The following is a 19,603-nucleotide window of genomic DNA, read 5'->3' on the forward strand; positions in this document are numbered from 1 at the left end:
ACTGCTCGATTGGATAAGTTACTGCGAATAACCGATTTCTCCGTTCACAATCGTCATTCTGATCTTCGTCTTCAGCAGTTCATCCGGATCCATAGCATCATGCAAGCAACGATCCACAACGGTAAAATCGGCATATTTCCCTATTGCTATCGTTCCCCGCTGCCCTGATTCTCCCGCCGCCTTGGCGCCGCCGAGCGTAAACAATTCAATCGATTCTGTTAAGGTCAGCTTCTCCTCCGGCAGATATCCATCATGTCTCTCTTCCGGCTTCCGTCTCGTCATTGCAGCATGAATCCCGAGCAGCGGACTCAGCGGCTCTATGGGAGCATCACTTCCTCCGGAACAAGGCAGACCGGAACGCAGCCACTTCTTCCACGCATACAAATAGCTTGTCCGATCAGGGCCCACACGCTCCAGCACCCAAGGGAAATCGCTGGCTACAAACCGGGGCTGCAGGTCAACGGCGAGATTCAGCTTACTCATTCGCTTCACCGTATCCGGATGTACAATTTGGGCATGGATAAATCGGTCCGGAAGTTTCGAATCCCGGCTTAATGGATAAAATTCAAGCACATCCGTCATCAACTCTGCCGCGCCGTCCCCAATCGCATGAAAAGCAACGGGAAAGCACAGATGACGCGCTCTGCCAACGATCTCCCTTAGCTCCTCTAAAGTATGCATAGCCAGCCCCCTAGTATGAGGCGCATCATGGTAAGGTTCCTTCAGCAGTGCCGTTCTTCCGCCAACCGCTCCGTCCGCGAATAATTTAACAGCCCCAATACGGTTCCAATCGTTGCCGGTGCCCGGCTTAAGGCCCAGCTCTCTCATTTCATCAAGATAACCATGAAACATCAGCTGATGGGTACGAAAGTGCAGTCCCTCCTCTCTTAGCTCTCTATGAATCCGCTGCATTGCTTCAACACTTCCAAGCAAACGGATATCCTCCGTATGAGCTGCCGTAAGGCCTAAACGCAGCGCATCACGGCATGCCTCCAGCATCGCTAATTTCAGCCTGGCGGGATCAGGCTCCGGCTGTACCATGGCAAAAGGTATCGATGCATTCTCGTAGATGCGGCCGTTTAACCGGCCATCGGCATCCCGGCCGAAAGCGCCGGATACCGGATCTGACGTGTCTGATGTAATACCCGCTCTTCGGAAGGCTTCCGAATTAACCAGATAAGCATGGAAACAGGTCCTAGTAAGATAGACTGGATGTTCCGTTGTAATTTCGTCGAGTTCCTGCATGCTCGGAATCTGATGGTCTGGAAAGTTATGCTCATTCCAGTTCAACCCCATGATCCACTCCCCAGGCTGGGTAACCGCGACCCTTTCCCTAAGCATAGCCAGCATCTCTTCCTTGGAGGTCGCCTCGGTGAAGTCAAGCATGCCAAGCTTCAGTCCATGCATACCGAGATGCATATGCGCATCGACCAGGCCAGGTAAAACGAAGGCGCCATCCCAATCCACCGTTCGATACTTCCGATCCGCCAGCTGAAGTCGCAGGTCGGCTGCGCTTCCAATAGCACGAATGATTCCGTCTTCCACATATATCGAATCCGCTGTCGAAGCGCTATGGGGTAAAAAGAGTTTTCCGTTCGTAAAAAAAACTGGTTGCATGTTTCCTGATTCCTCCGGATTTTTCCATCCATTATACCAAACAGGCATGCAGCTCGTCAGTCGGAACAGGACTAAGCCAACCTTCTTCATAACCAAACAAGCAGCCCCTCACGGAGCTGCTTGTCCAAGCTTAGTTAATTTTGGTGAACATCCACTTCTGCGCATCCGTATCATTATCCGTCCACTGCTGGACAACCGCCCCATCTGCTGTGGAGGCACTGGCTACATCGACTGCCAGTCCGCTTACTTTGGACACAAGTTTGTAATACCCTCCGCCAACATCAACGATCCTCCATCGCTGCGCATTCGATCCATTATCGTCCCATTGCTGCAGCTGAACGCCAGTGGATGTAGACGAATTCGGCACATCGAGAACTTTTCCGCTATGCACGGCTGTGAGCTTGTAGTATCCGTCTCCGGTGCTTTCTACTCTGAACCTTTGATTATTGGCGACGTAGTTGGTCCACTGCTGTATCTTGGCTCCGCTTGCCGTGGAGACATCCACAACATCCATCACTTTCCCGCTCGCCTTGGAAGCGATCGTGTAAATCCCATCACTGATCACGTTCGATGCTCCCGTGTCCTGATACACACGTACATAATCCACCAGCATCTGCGATGGGAACGGCGTGGAATTGTTCGGGCTTCCAGGCCAATTTCCGCCGACTGCAAGATTCAATAATATAAAGAACGGGCGCTGGAATTCCTCGGTATTGCCGGTTCCATTCTCAATATAGAATTCATTGAACTGCTGACCGTCTACAAACCAACGAATATATTTGGAATCCCACTCTATGCTGTAGACATGGAACTGGGAGAAATCCAAATTGCCGGATACTCGTCCATATTCGGCATGCCCTCCTGCATCCCAGTGTACGGTACCATTCACGTAAGAGTTATGGTTTACCCGTTCCATAATGTCAATTTCTCCGCTTTTCGGCCAGCCAACCGAACTGATATTGCTTCCCAGCATCCAGAAGGCCGGCCATAGACCTTGACCCGATGGCAGCTTGATCCGCGCCTCTACTTTCCCGTAAGTAAAGCTCTTCAAATCTTGGGTTTTGAGCCGGGCAGAAGTGTAATTCATCCCTCCGTAGGATTCCTTCTGTGCTGTAATGACAAGGTTACCTCCAGTTACCTGAACATTCTGTGCCCGGTCGGTATAATACTGCAGCTCATTGTTTCCCCATCCGCCGCTGCCGGTACCGATTTCCGGTGTCCAATAGGCTCTGTTGAGCGAGGTCCCATTGAACTCGTCACTCCATACCAAATTCCAGTTCGGTGCGGCATCGCCTTTGTTGACAGGCAATAGAACGACCAGAAGACTGAACAGTATAACGACACTTATTCCTTTTCTTAGCATCATGTTCCCTCCTAATTTTGATCGAGTTAAAGGCTTCATGGATACTAGTGCACCTCATAGCTGTTCTTCTAGCGAACCGTCTACTAAGCTTCGAGTCACCTCGCTTTCTCGTTCTCTATGATTTGCCATACAACCAATCTATGATGGTAGATTCACTTGTTGTTCGAGGACATTACGTAAAATAATGCGCTTAAATTCCCATTATAGGTTCATTATATACCACTATCAACCTCAATTTATATTTTTTTACATTTATAATCTGCATTCAATAGATCCTTATCTATCAAAAAAAGCCGGCTGCAAGCACCGGCTTAGAATTTCCTCAATATCCACCTTTTACGACCACCAATGTTTTTTCAGTGAATGGAACACCCCAAAGTTTGATATTCCCTTTTAATGTAATCGTAAGCTGATGTCGTCCGTACCTATTCACGACATATCATAAGTTTGTTTCCATCGGGATCCTTTACGACGAACCATTGATTATGTTCAATTTCCGTGACGAGCTCCACACCGTGCTTTTTCATGTAGGCTAAAGATCCTTCCAAGTCCTCTGTCAGCAGCATGAACGCAGGAGTATCGATAGATGGGGCTCCGCCCGGCTGATCTCCTCCCCACTTCGGCATGGTATCCAGAATCACGCCCGTTCCTTCCATGGGCAAAGGGCATAAATGACCATTCATCACCTGGCAATCATCTTCCGCTATTCCGAGTACACGGCAGTACCAGCTGCGCGACCTTTCGATATCCCGAACCGGGATGAATATGCTGCCCACTTTGTTCTTAATTGGACTTACCTTTGCATGGTTGTGATTATCACGCACTTGTTCGCTCATTGTTTTGCCTCCATGTATCATTTTTAACACGCGTGGTGTCGTAAACGGACGATACCCTTCCGGCTGCACTCTTTCGATAGGCAATCGGCCCATGAACTCCCTCCATTCTTATGCTCATGACATGATTTGAACAGGAACATAACACTTCACTCTGATAATCCCGTGATCCGTCTCTTCTTTAGGCAGATAACTCGCATACCAAAAGCGTCCTGGATCCGGCCTATACTCGGTTGACATATCGAGCCATCGATCCACTCTTTCAAGTACACCTGTCATCGTGCCAGCGGCACCTGACTCCAGACAAGCATACATTCCGCCTTCCAGCTCAACTTGCAGATCTGCTTCTTCATAGGAAGGAAGAAAATCCTCAGGAGGAGCTATATAAACCTCATAAGTAGAGCATTCGTCCAGTAGTCCACCGTCACAGTGCATGAACACGCGAATCCGCGAATCTTCCATCAATCCATTGCGGCATAACCAGGCAATGGAAGCTTCATCCGCTTGTTTGACGCAGTCTACCCCCGTCCTTCGAAAACGCATCACCTTAAGCGAAGACAACAGCACGATTTCAATAGGTTTCACCTGCTTAATTCGTTCCACCGGAAGATAAAGCTTCATCCGAACGATTAGATCCCGGTTCAGCGCATATTCTTCAATGAACTCATGCTTTCCTTGCTCAAACACGCTGCGGGGTAGCCACTCGGAGTACAAACGGTTCCAGGTGTTTTGAATACTGTCTTCCGCTACCGACGGCGTTCGAGCCACTGCATACAATCCGCCATCAATCGCCATAGAATAAAGCTCCGAATGCTTCATCATCTCGGCTTGGTCCCTCGAGCCTACAGCCAGCAGTTGATAACCAAAGGGCTTGGTTTCACCTTTCATGTCCACGTTCCAACCGAAGAGCCTCAGCCCATTGAGATCGATACGGTGTGATGACAATCGTTCGCGAAAATGCTCGATCGCAGCGGTTTCTATACCCTCCTCATACTCAGAAACGAATAAATGGCCGATCCCTTGCTGAGGATTCAGACGGATAACCCTTACTTCAGGAAATCGTTCAGATAAGTCCCGCTCTTCCAAATAGCTTATATGCTCATTCAGATTCATCCGTTCGAAGCTGTAAACCACCTGGGATCTTCGGTATTGTCCTGGAGTCTGTCCCGTGAGCCTCTTGAAGGTTTTAATGAATGTGGGATACGACTCAAACCCGCAGCGATACCCGATATCGATGGTCGGCAAGTCGCTATCCCGCAAGCAGTTAGCGGCTTCGTTAATTCTGCGTTTACGTATGTATTCCTTAATGGGGTGTCCCGTTAGGCTATGAAACAAACGGTATAAATTGGGCAGCGACATGGCCGCCACGCCGGCAATCTCCTCAAGTGTCAGTGATTCCGTCAGATGATCTTCGATATAATCAATGGCGCGTTGAACGATTTCACCGCTCTGCATTTCAAGTCGTGTTGCCCCCTATCTATGTGGATTGGCTATGAGGTCATCATACCAAATTCCATGCAGCAAGAACTGTACTTTTTTATCAAAAAACAATCTCGCCACTACGAATACAAAAAAGCATTCTCTTGATTGACGACGAGAGTAATGCTAATTCCGACGAAATGTTAAAAAAGGCATTCCGGGTGGATGCCTTTTATTCTTATCCACTTCAACTACTTGTCAAGAAAGCTTGAGAGTAATGGCAGCAACAATTCCGGATCCGGCATATGGTCTTGGCCCTCTAGGATCGTGTTTTGGGCGTTTGGAATAGCTCGGCTTAACTGCTTTCCAACCTCCAGCATGGAAACAGGACTTTGTTCGCCAACAATGATACTAATCGGCGTGCTCAGACGGAACGCTCTTTCAATCGGCGGCAGGTCGCTGGCTAGAAGCGTATCATAGGGCTTATTATATCTTTAGGGAATAAGTTGTATTTCTTCTGTGTTGCTGCTTTTGCACAATACCATCCTTGTAACACGCTTGCAGCAAGCATGGCCTAAACAAATGCCATAACCAAAAAAAGTGCTGGCATTCACGCCAACACTTCCTCTCGGGATATTTCCTCATTATTGAATATTAACAATATAGTAGAAGCAATTTAACGATCTCGATTTACCATGTAATTTAATAAATGTTTGAGAAACGCCGTATTGCGCGGCATCTCCTGCAGCGCCTCCATAGCCAGGCAATAATGCTCCCACATTTCCCGACTGGCGCTTTCCTGACCCAAAATGCTCACAAAGGTCGATGTATTATTCTCCGCATCCTGTCCTCCGGGTTTCCCGAGCTGCTCCATATCGCCCTGCACATCAAGCAAATCATCCTGAATCTGAAAGGCAATGCCCGCATGGTAGGCGAATTTCTTCAGTGTCGCAATTTCGGTCTCTTTCACCTGAGCGAGGATGGCAGGCATAACGAGAGATGCCTCGAAGGCAATGCCCGTCTTGTAATAACATACCGTATTCAGTTCCTCCAAAGACAATGCCTTCCCTTTTGAATTCAAATCCATCGCCTGGCCCGAACACATATCTCCCGCTCGCTGAGACGAATATTGAATCAGCTTTAATACCGTTTTGGGATCAAACCCTTCAAGGGACGATTGTTCTTCGATAGCCTTCTGAATCAGGAACAAACCGGTGATTTCCGCCGTGGCGCTATCATGAACCCGATGCAGGGTCGGTCGTCCTCTACGGGTAGAGGCGTTATCCTGGGACGGCAAATCATCGAATATCAAGGAAGCGGTGTGCATGTATTCAAGCGACCTTAGCAGCGGCACGATGGCGGAAGCTTGCAGACCGTATTCATTGACGGCCATGACCCAAGTCAAGATAGGTCTTAGACGTTTGCCGTCCCCTTCGAGCGTATAATTGGCGGCGTCAATCAGCGACTCTTTCATGGGTGGAATGCCAAGGGGCTTCGCGATTTGCAAGCTGTTGTTAATCTCATTTCGAACGGTTTTAAAGGTATCGATAAAAAAATCCTTTTCCTTCCGCTCGTTTCGGAGCACCGTAACCATCTGGTCTCGCAGCAACTTATCGAAGAAATCCACCTGATCGGCTGTTCGAACCATTTTCTGGACAAGTCGATTGAACTCCGGGTTACCGGATGCAAAAATATCCATGATTTCGTTATATTTCTCAGCACCGACCCGTTCCTTACAACGCTTCAGGCCATTAATGGCCCGGTCTAGCATCACCTCTCGCGTCTTGGCGTCCGAATGATACACCTCATGAATCAGATGGGAAATAACCGCCCAGTACATTTCATAAGGATTGATAAGATCCGTACGCTGACCGCGATATTTTAAATAGTAAGTATACGGGGTTACCGCTCCGTCTTCCATATCCTGAAACATATCGGCAAAATCATCGGCCAGCTGGTTGTAGATACCGTAGAAGAAGGTCCGGTCCTCAAAGCCTTCATCCGCCGAAGCGCTGATGACGGAACGGACGATCAAACGGGAGGACGATGATTTCAGGATGATTGGCAGATATAATTCCTCGTTACTGTAATTGGGATTGCACAGATCCTTAACGCGGTCAATATGCTGGGAATGAAAAAACACATTAGACTGCTCGAAAAAAGCATGCTGCGTTTCCGGGCGTTGGTGTCCCTGAATATACTCAAATGCATCCCGAAGCTCTTTATGAACGAATTGAACGAGATCCATGTTTTTCCCGCTCCACTGCCCAAGCTCCGGTACCGTTCCAGTAAGGAGCGCCTGACGTATCATCTGGGAGTACTGTTCCTTCTCTTGAGCGTTAAGTACCCTTGAATCGAGCAGATCGTCTATAAAAGGATAGGTCAACCCGTAGGAATATCCCAGCCGGATAGCATCATCAAGGCGGGCTGAGCGCTCCGCAGGCGATGTCTCGACACTCATATCCTCGATGACGTGCATAACAACGCCAACGATAATTTTAATCAATTTGCGTTGAGCTTGGTCCGCATCCATCTCCTCCGGAATATGGGTCGCCACGTGCTTCAGTTTGTTAATGACCCAAATCACGGCATTCTCGATGCCTTCCTTCTGGGCCCATCGGTACAGCCCGGTCAAACTCATGTAATCCGGCGTACCTCCACCGTTCCTATTGGTAGGGCGAAGCAGAAGTTTTTTGGTATCGTGGGCAACGCGCCGAATTCGGGCCTTCGTGTTAGGCGAATCCAGGTCCATCCCCAGGTCTCTCATATAAATATAGGAAATGCTTCGATCCAAGTAATCATCCAATTCACCTGTATAATGAAGCCATCCGATATATTTATGATAATCCCGGCTATCCGGTTTCTTCTTTCCCCGCGATAAAAAAGACAGCCATGAAGGACGATGAATATGCTTCCTTTTCCATATTAGAATGTCCTCTGTCAGGGTCGGCACATAACTCTTTTCCTTAACCTGTACATAAAGTGATGCAAAATACTGAGCTGCCTTCTGCTCAGCCCGCCGATATCCCGTATCGGCATAGTCTGTATACGCCACATTCATATGATGGAATCCCTCAACTTCTTTAAGTGTTTAACATGTACCCATGTTTATAACCTATATACGTAGAAGTTTCAATCGGGTTACATTTCAGTTTCAGCGTTGAAACGAATCGAGGCCCTGGATCCAGAGGTCCATGGCTTCCGTCACTTCGATCAACTGCTCTGCTGCGGTTAAGGAAGCTTCGTTGTCTCCCTTTTGAAAACCGTAAGAACCGAATTGTCCGTGATTGCCTCCCGCAATATCCACGTATGTCGTATCCTCCGGCAGATTCTTTCTTGCAGCTTCCCACTCTGTTCGATCAAGAACGCCATCCTGCGTACCGGTGATCTGGAGCGCGGACATATTCAATCCGTTTAGCTTGCCTCCATCATCCGCATAAGATGCCATGAAGTAAACCCCGTCAATGACATCCGCATGTTCAGAAGCATATCTCGCAGCAATAACACCACCTAAGGAATGCCCGCCAATGACATAACGGCTGCCTTGATGCTCCGATATGAACGAATCCGCCTTATTCTGTCCGAATACGGCGAGATTCAAAGGCATGGATGCAATGTACACGCGGTACCCCTTCTCCGCCATTCTCTTGGCAAAAGGCGCATAGCTTTCGGGCTCCACCAATCCACCCGGATAAAAAATAATGTCCGGCTGGATCACCTCCCCGCCCACCGGCTCGAAACGATAGCCGTCCTTGAGGTGTTCGACAACTACTTTCGTATCACTTTGAAACACCGCTTTCGCTTCATCGAGCGGTTTGTAAGTACGGGAATCCAGTAGGACACTTGCTGCTATGGTAATAATGGCTAATATAGACAGGGTCCATATGACAATCCTGAGCCTTCTTTTGCTCCTCGGTTTATTGGTTTGCTTCATTTCCATCACGTTCCCTTCCATCCAGGTATGTCGATTATTTAATTATACCGCAGGGTTAATTAAAATCCTATCGATCCGTTCAGATGGATCTTACCTCAATTCATAACAAAAGAAGGCTGCCGATTGGATCAGCAGCCTCGATCACCCCTTGTATTATGAATCTGATCGTACAAACCGGAACCAGCCAAAATCAAACTGGCTTCCCGGCAGGAAGATGAACGTCACCTTCTGTTTGCCGTTCACATGCTCCAGATCGAACACTTGCTCTTCGTATCCATCAGTCTGCGTAAATTCAACAAGCTGATTGCTTTCTCCCGTCGAATTGGCAAACCGGATATGAATCGTGTTCTTATCTATGGCCGAGCGCCCGTACACAATCAGTTTTGAAGTGCCTGCTTCTGAGAAATCCATTAGGTCAAACTCGAGGGAAACATTATTTCCTATACCTTCAACAGCCTTGTCATCCATAATCGTAAAGGTATCTCCGTAGATTCGATCACCATCTGCGGCATAATTCTGCTCGAAGGCTCGATTCCCCGCCTGAAAATAAAATCCTTTGATGTGCACCTTCTGGCGCAGGACAAAGCATATTGACGTGATGCCGCGCAGCTTCTTGGACAACCGGTAGGTTTCTTCCTGATACACATTCCACTTGGACTCTTTCTGATAAATGCAGTCGGCCAGCAAGGAGCTGCCCTCCTCACCAGGCATGCCTTCCCAGATTTGCAGCGAGTACGCTTCGCTTGAAAGTGCAAATATCGGAATGGTGATCGTATCGGAGCCATGGGGACCGAAATCGATGTCCCGAAATCCGACTTGCGTCTCGCCGTCTCTGCTCGTAGCTACGCCTCTTTCGTTCCCGTTTCCCACATCACCTTGACTGTAATCATACAGTCCTGCGGAAATGAAGGAGTATGGGTCTTTGTAGGCCGCACCCAAACCGGCAACTTGAAATTCAAGCTGGGAGATGAGCTTGGTTTTATCCGTCCCGTTCCGACTCGTACATCTCAAACGAAACTCACCGTCGCCAAGAGCAGTTACGATGGCTTCATGACCATCGGATTCCACACTGGCGATATTGGATTCGATGCCGGCATCATTTACGACAGCCCATTCGACCTCTTGATAAGAGGTTTCCGGCGGATGTAACATGGCACGCACCACCATTTGCCGATTGGACGGATGAAATGATTGACCTCCTTCGCTGATCAGTTCAATCTTGCGAAGCGGAAGCTCGAGCATGTTCCCTGTCAGACACGGCCCCTCTTCGTTATTCAGGCTTGCCGATATGCCCTTTATCTTTTTATCCTGCGCGGGGATGGATGTCAGATGTAGGCATCGACTCTCCAAACCATTGGTAGACACTTCGATTCGAATTGGGCCAGGCTCCAATGTGGCTCCGATGATGGCCATCAGCTTGCCGCTGAACAATCTTCGGCTCCGGCCTTTGTACGGATCGTAATCCGTGCTGTCTCCGTTATCGAGTCCAAGCAATCGCCCGGCACCCGTAACATGGACCTCCACCCGGTTATTCGCGTTCTCGACGGCATGGCCGTCCTCATCCTCCATCTTAATTTCCAGGAAGATGAGATCTGTTCCATCGGCTGTTAATTCTTCTTTATCCGGGCACAAAACAATACGTTTGGCATCGCCAAAAGAGGTTCTTGTATGCACAGCTACGAGACGGCCAGCTTCATCATAAGCGATCGCTTTCAATTCGCCTTTTGCATAAGGAATCTTCCACCAACCCACCAGCTGTCTTCCGTGTGCATGGTCAATATCATGCTTACCGATGGTTTCCCCATTAAGCTGCAGCTCGACGGTTGGCGCATTGGAACAGATGCGCACATCGATCATTTGGCCGTCGTTGAAATCCCAGTATGGCAGCAGATGAACCATGGGCTTCGTTTTATAATCCGTCCAGGCTGCTTGATAGATATAATAAGAATCCTTCTTGAAGGTTGCCGTATCAATCTGTCCGAAATAAGAGTTTTTGGTATGATACGGTGTAGGTTCTCCAATATAATCGAATCCGGTCCATATAAACTGTCCCAGCGAGAAAGGCATGTCTCGCTCAGCCAAAATGCAGGCCTCCGCCGATTTCGCCCCCCAACTTGTCGAGCTGTTTCCAAGGGAGGAACACTGCTCGTCGTCATCGGCCAGAATGGACTTTTCAAATGGGAAATGATAGATGCCTCGGCTTTGTACGACCGATGCGGTCTCGCTGCCATAGATGATCCAATCCGGATGTTCCAGATGATGCTTCTCGTAATACTTCTCGGCATAGTTATAACCTGCCACCTTTACGATATCGGCACATAGCTGAGCGTTCTCCCAAGGCATATAATTCGATCCGATGGTAACGCTTGCATTTTGCTTGGGATCGTGTCGCTGGACCTCTGCCAGCAGCATTCTTGTTATATCCTGACCCCTCTCATCCGCATGGGTATCATATATTTCATTCCCGATACTCCACATCATAAGGGACGGATGGTTCCGATCCCGTTTGACCCAGCTCTTCACGTCGCGCTGAACCCAATCCGGGAAAAACCTTGCATAATCATAAGGGGTTTTCGGTCGTTCCCACATATCAAAGGCTTCCGATACGATCAGCAGCCCCATTTCATCCGCAAGATCCATCCATTCTTTGGCAGGCATATTGTGAGCGGTGCGGATCGCATTAACTCCCATGTCTTTCAGAATAGCAAACCTTCTGGCAAAGGCCGTTCTGTTAAACGCTGCACCCAGAGCTCCGAGATCATGATGCTCGCATACGCCGTTCAATTTCAGTTTGCGGCCGTTCAGGAGGAACCCCTGATTCGGATCAAGCTGAATATGGCGGAATCCCACGTTGTGCGATACCGATTCTATCATTTCATCGTGCCGATCTGCCGGAAGATCCATTCCAGTCACCCGCATCTCGGTAACCAACTGATACAGATGAGGTTCATCCGGGCTCCAGAGCCGTGGACGCCCAACAGCTAGAGTTTGCGTATCCGTTAAATTGCCAGCGCTGCTAGCGTTGACGCGATGGGACACCTCTGCGATCCTCTGACCATCCTTCTGGAGCGTGTGGTTGATGACCACATCATCTACGATATTCAATTCTGTGTCGACTTCGACCAACCATCCACTTTCCTGAGATTTTGTTGATATATAAATGCCGTCTGTTGCGATATGGTTCGCTTGCCTTATCTTTAACCACACATTACGATAGATGCCCGCGCCCGAATACCACCGACTGTTCGGACTTTGAAACACAACCTTCACAACGATATCATTCTCCCCTTCTACCAGGAAATCCGTGATTTCGTGTTCAAAGGAGGAATAGCCATATTTCCAGTCACCCACGCTATGACCATTGACATAGACGGAAGAATCCATATACACCCCGTCAAAACACAGTAGAACCTGAGTTCCTTCGCCATTCCACGACCATTGCTTCCGGTACCAGCCTATGCTGTTTTCATATAAATTTTCCGTGTTATAAATAAGCCAATCATGGGGAATATCCACGGGTTGGAATTTAAGATTCGCCGAATCCGTATGGTCAAGACTGCTTTTTGCAAATGTCCATCCTTCATTAAATAATGTTTTTTTGTTCATGGGTGAGTTCACCTTCTTCATTTATTTAATTGATCCAAGTTGGCACATACGGAAGCCAGTCTATCCAACTATACCAGGATGCTTTATCATTTGAGCCTGCTTTTACGAAAGTTCTATAGTTTTCAAAGGATATTCTTTAATTCCCCTATTCTGATCACCCATACAAAAAGGAGCTCCTTGACTGCAGCAAACGTCAGAGCTCCTTGCTTGTTATGATGTAAATATGAAAAAGAGATCAAGAAAACCTGATCTCCTCGATGAGCGCCGAGTGTTAGTGCAAGTACCCTGTCTCCACTTCGTCCAAGACTTTTCTTGCTTGTTCAATCCACATATCATCCACCGATGCGTCAGGGTCGATCGGAGCCTGGAATTGATCAAAGAGAGCTCCTAATAAACGAGGTGCCGCATGCTTATCGGTTCCCGTATTGTATATATGTCTGAACACGAATGGACGGCCAAGCTTTATCGTAGCATGGCAACCGCCGCATTCGCCATCCAAGCTGCCTTTGGTGACCAGAAAAGGGATCCGAAGCCACACCATCCGCTCCTGGTCCAACCGCCGGTCCAGGTAGCCATGCTTGTAATCCCAATTTCCGGCTAACGTAAAATCATGTTTGCATAGATAGGTATCAATATTCACAAAACGGTCTTCGATATTCTCCAATCTCGATTCCAAATTAATCATGTGCGCCCACCTTATGTTTTTAGTCCTAGGATGGACTTGAATCCCAAACCGTATACGGGATATGGTTTACGAATTCAACATCCGATTCAACTCCATATGCTAAAGTCTCACTTTCCGCTACTACTAGGGACTCCTCTCCCTTAAATTACTAGCCGCTATGATGTAAGCTTTAAAATCTCCATCATAACCGATACATTTAATGATGCTCTTCATTATAAACAGTGACACTAGGCCATATCGAAGCCAAAAACACAACTTTCTTCCTGAGTAGTTAGCCTTAATCTTGTTCAAATTCATATAATTTATGTGATTTAGTTATACTTTTCTAAATATAGCGTAGTTCCTTTTAAACCGATCATCTGTTCGATGTATTCCTTGCCACCTGTCCCGTAAGAACAAGGTCTCATCTTTTTTCGAGGCATCAATGCTATAATAACCCCGTTTACTAAATAGAGAATACGTGGAGTTCTCGCAGAGAAACGGAGGGAAAACATGAAAGTAAAAGGTTACCCGATGCTTGCCGGCCTGTTGGCTGTCATGCTTCTGGTGGGGCTTCAAACCCCGGCTTATGGAGAAAATGCTACAACAAAAGCAACTTGGATCTGGCAGACGGATCTGATTCAGGATGGCGGCGAAGAACTGCTTGATTTTTCCCGCGAAGAAGGAGTTAATCTGATCTTCCTACAGATTGATCGTCAAATGCCGTCCGAAACTTACGAGGCATTTATACAGCGTGCGCATGAGAATCAAATCGCGGTGCATGCTTTAGGAGGAGATCCAAGATGGGCCCTCACCGAACATCGGGAGGATATGCTCGGACTCGCCGATTGGGTGATCAACTATAACGGCAAGGTTTCGGCTGGTGCCCAATTTGACGGCATCCACCTTGATATAGAGCCGTATGTACTTGCCCAGTGGGAGGATGAGCAGGACAAAATCATTAGCACCTGGGAACAAAATCTTATGGTGTTCCTGAATCAAGTATCCGGGAACGACCTGGAGCTCGGAATTGACATCCCCTTCTGGTTTGATCAATACACCTTGGGTAATGGAACCGGTCTGAATGAATGGCTGATCGGAACATTTGACCATGTTACTGTGATGGCCTATCGGAACGAAGTAGAATCCGAGCATGGCATTCTGGACCTGACGCGAGATGAGCTTGAGCTTGCCAACAGGCTTGGTAAGCGGATTCTCATTGGGGTTAACACGAAGGAAATGCCGGGCGAGCCTTACACCAGCTTTTATGGACATGGTAAGGAAAGAATGAACGCAAAATTGGAGCATCTGTCCAGTGCGCTCGGTTCATATGCTTCCTTTGCCGGGATCGCTATCCACGATATTCGCAACTGGCAAAACATGTCTAATGATGTGAGCGTACCGCCAGACGATAAAGAACCTACTCCACCATCACCGGTCCCCGATCCGAATCCTGAACCGGGAGAAGGCGGTCGCGTGCCAGATGCGGATCCGGTTACACGGGACCCTATCGTAAGAGGCACCTATATATGGGAAGCCCATGAAGTGATTCAAAACAGTCAGGAAATTCTTGATTTTGCGAAAGAGAAGAACCTGAACTGGCTGTATGTAAGGCTGGACCTCGAGCAGCCGTACAGTTCGTACTCGTCGTTTGTTAAACAAGCGGCTGCAGCCGGAATCGAGGTTCATGCCATGGGTGGCCATCCGATATGGGCACTTGAGGAGAACCGGCCCAGAATGATGCGATTGGTCAATTATGTGAAGAACTACAATCGCGCTGTGGAAGGCAATGAGCGTTTTCATGGCATTCATTTGGACATTGAGCCTTATGTGCTGCCTGCATGGAGAGAAAATTCGCAGCAGGTTATTTCCGAATGGACCGCGAATCTGGATGCCTTTGTTACGGAATTGAAAAAAGACTCCAACCTGGAAGCAAGCATGGATATGGCCGTGTGGCTCGACAAATATAAAGTTACCGGTCAAGATATGTCACTCAGCAAGTGGATGATCAACCGAATGGACCATGTTTCTCTCATGGCCTTCCGGGATACAGCGGAAGGATCGAACGGGATTGTCGCGGTCTCTAAGGAAGAGATTGCATATGCCGATGAGCTGGGCAAACCGATCAAGATTTCCGTGGAGATCAAAGCCAGCCATGAAGGCGATCATATTTCCTTCTATGAAGAAGGAGCAGGTTACATGGAAGAAGAGCTTGCCAAGCTGCCTGATTTATTGAAGGATTCTCCTTCCTTTACCGGTAGCGTGGTGCATGCGTATGCTTATTGGAAGAATGCCAAACCGTGAATATCCTAAATTGAGGTGAAAATAGCCCCGTTGCCCTATTCGAGCAACGGGGCTATTCTATATGTTCCGCAGACTCCCGTCCTATGCGCGCGGTATAACTTTACGTGCTGTTATACCCTATACTGCGCTAGTGTTTCCACAGCACTTAACAAACGATGCTGCCGATCATTCACTTCGGCAGCATCGCTGTTTAAATATATTAATGGCCTTTTTGGAAATATGGGCTTCACCATCAATGCTACAAGGCCGACTGGTCCAGTTGTTTACGAGCATTCCAGGCATTCGGTCAAACGCATCTCGCGCTTCAGTCTGCTTCACTATCCGTCATATGCAGAATAGGTGTGAAAGACTCGATCGCCGACCCGGAGAAACCAGCTTCTTCCCGGCAGCTCAATCGACTGCTTGCCTTCAAAGTCTAGTGGATTACCTGCCTGCTCATACTCCGCTTTGGTGCGGTAATTATATTCTACAGGAGTTACAGCCTCATCCAGCGTAACGTGGAAATCGTAGTTGAAATCACTACCATACGAAGAGTACCAAGGGAAGCTCCAGCCCTTGCGCTCTCTGTATGCCTCGATCTTTGCCAGTGGTGCACGGGAGATGTATACAAAAGAGGTGTCACGGTCATGCATCAACTTCAGGTGGTCATCCGAAATCTCGGCTGCACCTGCCGAGCAGCCTGGGCAGCCCTGTTCCCAGTCCGGGTCAAACATGAAGTGCCCGACGATGAGTTGACTTCGACCGTCAAACAAGTCAAGCAGTCTTGCCTTGCCGTCCGGACCTTCGAAGACGTAATCCTTGTCCATCTCGACCATTGGCAGGGTTCTTCGTTCAACCAGCATCGCATCCGGTTCATGGGTAACTTCGTTCTCTTTGGCTAACAATTCCTTACGAGCCACGAGCCACTCGTCCCGAGACACGATTTTGGGAAATTCCTCTCCTGTCTCTTTGGCCATCAGATCCTTACGATTCAATAGCCAATCATCCGGGGATAGGACTTTTGGAAGCTGCAAATGATTTTCTCCATTTTTCATAATGAAATTCTCTCCTTTCATGTATTTTCTTAAGTTTATCTCTAATGGCAGCTAAGAATTTCTTCTCAATTGCTCAAATATCAAGAATTATAGCCTTGCCCTTTCAGCAAAACCTTCTATTTTCGATATATAAAAAAAAAGAAGCCTGATTTCAGGCTTCTTTTCGGATCGTGCGTTATGTGTTTGTTTCATATATTCCATTCTGGTTTTACGAAGCCCGCCGTCTCTTTTCAAACAAATGCTCGCCCCTGAGCCACATATGATACAAATACTCAAAGCTTCCCGCAAGTACCGCAATCAGCAGGACCTCCGAGAAATCAATAGACCAGTTTGCAACTCCACCGATGATCCACAGCATCACAAATACTAAGCCGGCATCCGCAATTGTTGCCATCATATTGCTGGTTCGGGGCAGAATATATAAATCCCCCACCAAATAAGCGACGATGCCAATTCCTAATGCCGTCAAGATAGCGCCTGTGAACGAAGCATCGGTAAGCGCAACCAGCAGTGCCGTAATCAAGACTCCATGCACCAATAGCTTAACAAGCAGTTTCATAAGCGATACACTCCTTTTAACGGTAGTGTAACCTGCTTGTATGATTAATACTCCAGACCATGGTCCTTTAAACGTCGGAAAACCATCATTTACATCGGACAACTCTAAGTACGCACCAGTTTGATTTCCATAACCGTGCCTTGACCCACCGTGCTATGAACATGAATATGTCCTCCATGCGCGCTAACAATGTCATGCGTAATCGCCATGCCAAGACCTGATCCCTTATGGAGTTCTCCCGTGTTGGTCCCACGGTAATAGCGATCGAAGATTCTTCCAAGCTCCTCCTGCTTAATGCCCTTTCCATTGTCCTCTACACGAATCAGGATAGACTCTTCATTCTTCTCGACTTGGACCTTGATCGAAATATCCTCGCGGTTATGAACAATTGCATTATAGATCAGATTGCTGATCGCTCGGCGTATCAGAATATCGTCAACCTCCATTTTAATAACCTCATGACTGCTCCTAAAATCAATATCCCGGTTGGCATACCTGGGGTCATTGAGGGTATCGATGACGACATTGCGTACCAGGCTTACGATGTTTATATTTTTCTTATTTAACGTCAGCTCTTTATTCCTCAAGCGGGTCGACAGATTCAAGTCCTCAATCACGTCTCGCAAATATTTGGACTTTCCTTCGATGATCCCGGCGTAATCCCGTATTTCATCCATAGAGAACTGATATTCCGTGTCCTTTATCATCTCCGCATAGCCTTGAATCGAAGCAAGCGGCGTTTTGATATCATGCGAGATATTTCCGATCCACTCTTCCTTCATCGCATCCAATTTCTTTCTTTCCTTCTCACTTGATTTCAGCTCTTGGGACAAAAGATTGATATTGGCGAACACGTCCTTATATATCCCCTTAGGTTGATGATAGACGTTATAATCACGCCCAGCCAAACGCTTAATGCTGTCGATTAAGATAAACATAGGTTTGGTCAGCCGCTTGCTGAAGATATAAGCGATACATAAGGCGATGAATCCGTCAACAATGATGATGGATACACTAAAAATTTTAAATATCTGCACGAAGTTCCGTGAATCGATGGTTAACACTTGCCGCTCCAGGTATGGGGACGTAAATCCAACCAAGTAACTGTAACGATGTTCGAAGCCTGTTTTTTCACCAATAAAGACGGTAGAAAGGACTTCCTTCTCGACATACTTATAAATTTGCACGATATCGATGGGGGCGTACTTCGTTTTGGCCTCCTCCGGAGCAAGATAGCGGTAGATTTCCCCGCCATCCTCATCCAGAATTTGAACCCACGCTTGATTCTGCTCCAGAATCTCCTTGCCCTTCTCGCTTATCGAAGCACCCGATTCCGATATTACGATATGTTCCTGAAAGGATCGGGATATCGATTCTGCTGAGGTTTGCCTATTTAAGAGAGGGAGATCCTCATTTACCGCTTGAAGAATGAATAGTCCGATAATCACCACGATGTTCATAATAATAACGATGACGACGATAAGAACCACGGAGACCAGATACCTGCCGGTCAGCTTCCACTTCATCCCTTATTCATCCTCTACATCAAGCTTATACCCAAGGCCTTTTACCGTAAGCAGATAGCGGGGATTGGAAGGGTCCTCTTCTATTTTCTCCCGCAGCCTCCTGATGTGAACCATCACGGTATTATCAAAACCGAAGAATTCCTCACCCCATACCTGATCATATAAACTTTCCTTACTGATGATCTGGCCCGGATGTTTAAGCAGCAGCGTGAGCAATCCCAGCTCTTTCGGTTTTAGTGGAATGACTTTGCCGTTCTTCTTCAGCTCTACCTTCTCTTCATCTAATTCAAAGGGGCCTTTCTTCATCACGCGATTCGGTTTGTCCGCAAGCTCCGTAATATCCGGTCTCCGAAACCGGGCTTTGATCCGGTAAGCCACTTCCTTCGGACTAAATGGCTTGGTAATGTAATCGTCCCCGCCGATGGCGAATCCCAGGATTTTATCAATTTCTTCTGTCTTGGCGGATAAGAAGAATATCGGAACATTCGAGACGCTGCGAATTTTCTTGCATACTTCGTATCCTTCTCCGTCCGGGAGCATGATATCCAGAATAACAAGATCAGGCTGCCATTTCTGGAATTCAACCCATGCTGCTTCCGCTGTTCCCGCAGTATACACCTGGTCGATGCCTTCCTTGATCAGCACGGTTTGAAGAAGCCTGACAATATCCGCCTCATCATCAACGACAAGTACCTTTTGATCAAACGCCAATTCGTTCACCCCCTGCTATAACCAACATTTTTC

General features: G+C 47.6%; 13 protein-coding genes. 1 reads left to right on the forward strand and 12 read right to left on the reverse strand.

Translation table 11 applies throughout. The features are described from left to right. Window positions 1–18: 18 nt before the first annotated feature. The 8 genes from ACQKPA_RS07550 to ACQKPA_RS07585 form a co-directional block, all read right to left on the reverse strand. Window positions 19–1,617, reverse strand: a complete 1,599-nt coding sequence (locus tag ACQKPA_RS07550; RefSeq protein ID WP_427490905.1) for an amidohydrolase — start codon at window positions 1,615–1,617, stop codon at window positions 19–21. A gap of 130 nt (window positions 1,618–1,747) precedes the next feature. Beyond that, window positions 1,748–2,983, reverse strand: a complete 1,236-nt coding sequence (locus tag ACQKPA_RS07555) for an RICIN domain-containing protein (protein ID WP_427490907.1) — start codon at window positions 2,981–2,983, stop codon at window positions 1,748–1,750. A gap of 422 nt (window positions 2,984–3,405) precedes the next feature. Next, complete coding sequence (locus ACQKPA_RS07560; protein WP_427490909.1) at window positions 3,406–3,909, reverse strand: VOC family protein; 504 nt, start codon at window positions 3,907–3,909, stop codon at window positions 3,406–3,408. 21 nt (window positions 3,910–3,930) lie between these two features. Continuing rightward, window positions 3,931–5,268 carry a helix-turn-helix domain-containing protein gene (locus tag ACQKPA_RS07565; RefSeq protein ID WP_427490911.1) on the reverse strand — a complete coding sequence of 446 codons (1,338 nt, stop codon included), beginning with the start codon at window positions 5,266–5,268 and terminating at the stop codon, window positions 3,931–3,933. Between the two features lie 640 nt (window positions 5,269–5,908). Beyond that, the gene (locus ACQKPA_RS07570) at window positions 5,909–8,293 is read right to left on the reverse strand and encodes a polyprenyl synthetase family protein (RefSeq protein WP_427490913.1); all 2,385 of its coding nucleotides are present in this window, start codon (window positions 8,291–8,293) and stop codon (window positions 5,909–5,911) included. A gap of 93 nt (window positions 8,294–8,386) precedes the next feature. Next, window positions 8,387–9,172: an alpha/beta hydrolase gene (locus tag ACQKPA_RS07575; protein WP_427490915.1), complete on the reverse strand. Its 786-nt coding sequence runs from the start codon at window positions 9,170–9,172 to the stop codon at window positions 8,387–8,389. A gap of 147 nt (window positions 9,173–9,319) precedes the next feature. Beyond that, window positions 9,320–12,772 (reverse strand): glycoside hydrolase family 2 TIM barrel-domain containing protein, encoded by a 3,453-nt coding sequence (locus ACQKPA_RS07580; protein WP_427490917.1) that lies wholly within the window; start codon window positions 12,770–12,772, stop codon window positions 9,320–9,322. 271 nt (window positions 12,773–13,043) lie between these two features. Then, window positions 13,044–13,457, reverse strand: a complete 414-nt coding sequence (locus ACQKPA_RS07585) for a YugN-like family protein (protein ID WP_215155754.1) — start codon at window positions 13,455–13,457, stop codon at window positions 13,044–13,046. A 492-nt stretch (window positions 13,458–13,949) separates the two neighbouring features. Here ACQKPA_RS07585 and ACQKPA_RS07590 point away from each other — a divergent pair, with 492 nt between their 5' ends. Continuing rightward, window positions 13,950–15,740 (forward strand): hypothetical protein, encoded by a 1,791-nt coding sequence (locus ACQKPA_RS07590; RefSeq protein ID WP_427490919.1) that lies wholly within the window; start codon window positions 13,950–13,952, stop codon window positions 15,738–15,740. A gap of 317 nt (window positions 15,741–16,057) precedes the next feature. On the opposite strand, the gene ACQKPA_RS07595 is transcribed toward ACQKPA_RS07590, so the two are convergent. The 4 genes from ACQKPA_RS07595 to ACQKPA_RS07610 all read right to left on the reverse strand — a co-directional run bounded on the left by ACQKPA_RS07595 (window position 16,058) and on the right by ACQKPA_RS07610 (window position 19,570). Then, a complete protein-coding gene (locus ACQKPA_RS07595; protein WP_427490921.1) occupies window positions 16,058–16,774 on the reverse strand; it encodes a DUF899 domain-containing protein in 717 nt (238 codons plus the stop codon). A gap of 208 nt (window positions 16,775–16,982) precedes the next feature. Next, complete coding sequence (locus ACQKPA_RS07600; RefSeq protein ID WP_427490923.1) at window positions 16,983–17,333, reverse strand: DUF2512 family protein; 351 nt, start codon at window positions 17,331–17,333, stop codon at window positions 16,983–16,985. Window positions 17,334–17,437: 104 nt separating this feature from the next. Further along, entirely contained in the window at window positions 17,438–18,859 is a 1,422-nt protein-coding gene (locus ACQKPA_RS07605; protein ID WP_427490925.1) for a sensor histidine kinase, read from the reverse strand. Window positions 18,860–18,862: 3 nt separating this feature from the next. Next, window positions 18,863–19,570, reverse strand: a complete 708-nt coding sequence (locus ACQKPA_RS07610; protein ID WP_427490927.1) for a response regulator transcription factor — start codon at window positions 19,568–19,570, stop codon at window positions 18,863–18,865. Window positions 19,571–19,603 lie beyond the last annotated feature (33 nt).

Origin of the sequence: Paenibacillus sp. NPDC093718 (assembly GCF_050279985.1) — a bacterium.
GTDB lineage: Bacteria > Bacillota > Bacilli > Paenibacillales > Paenibacillaceae > Paenibacillus_AQ.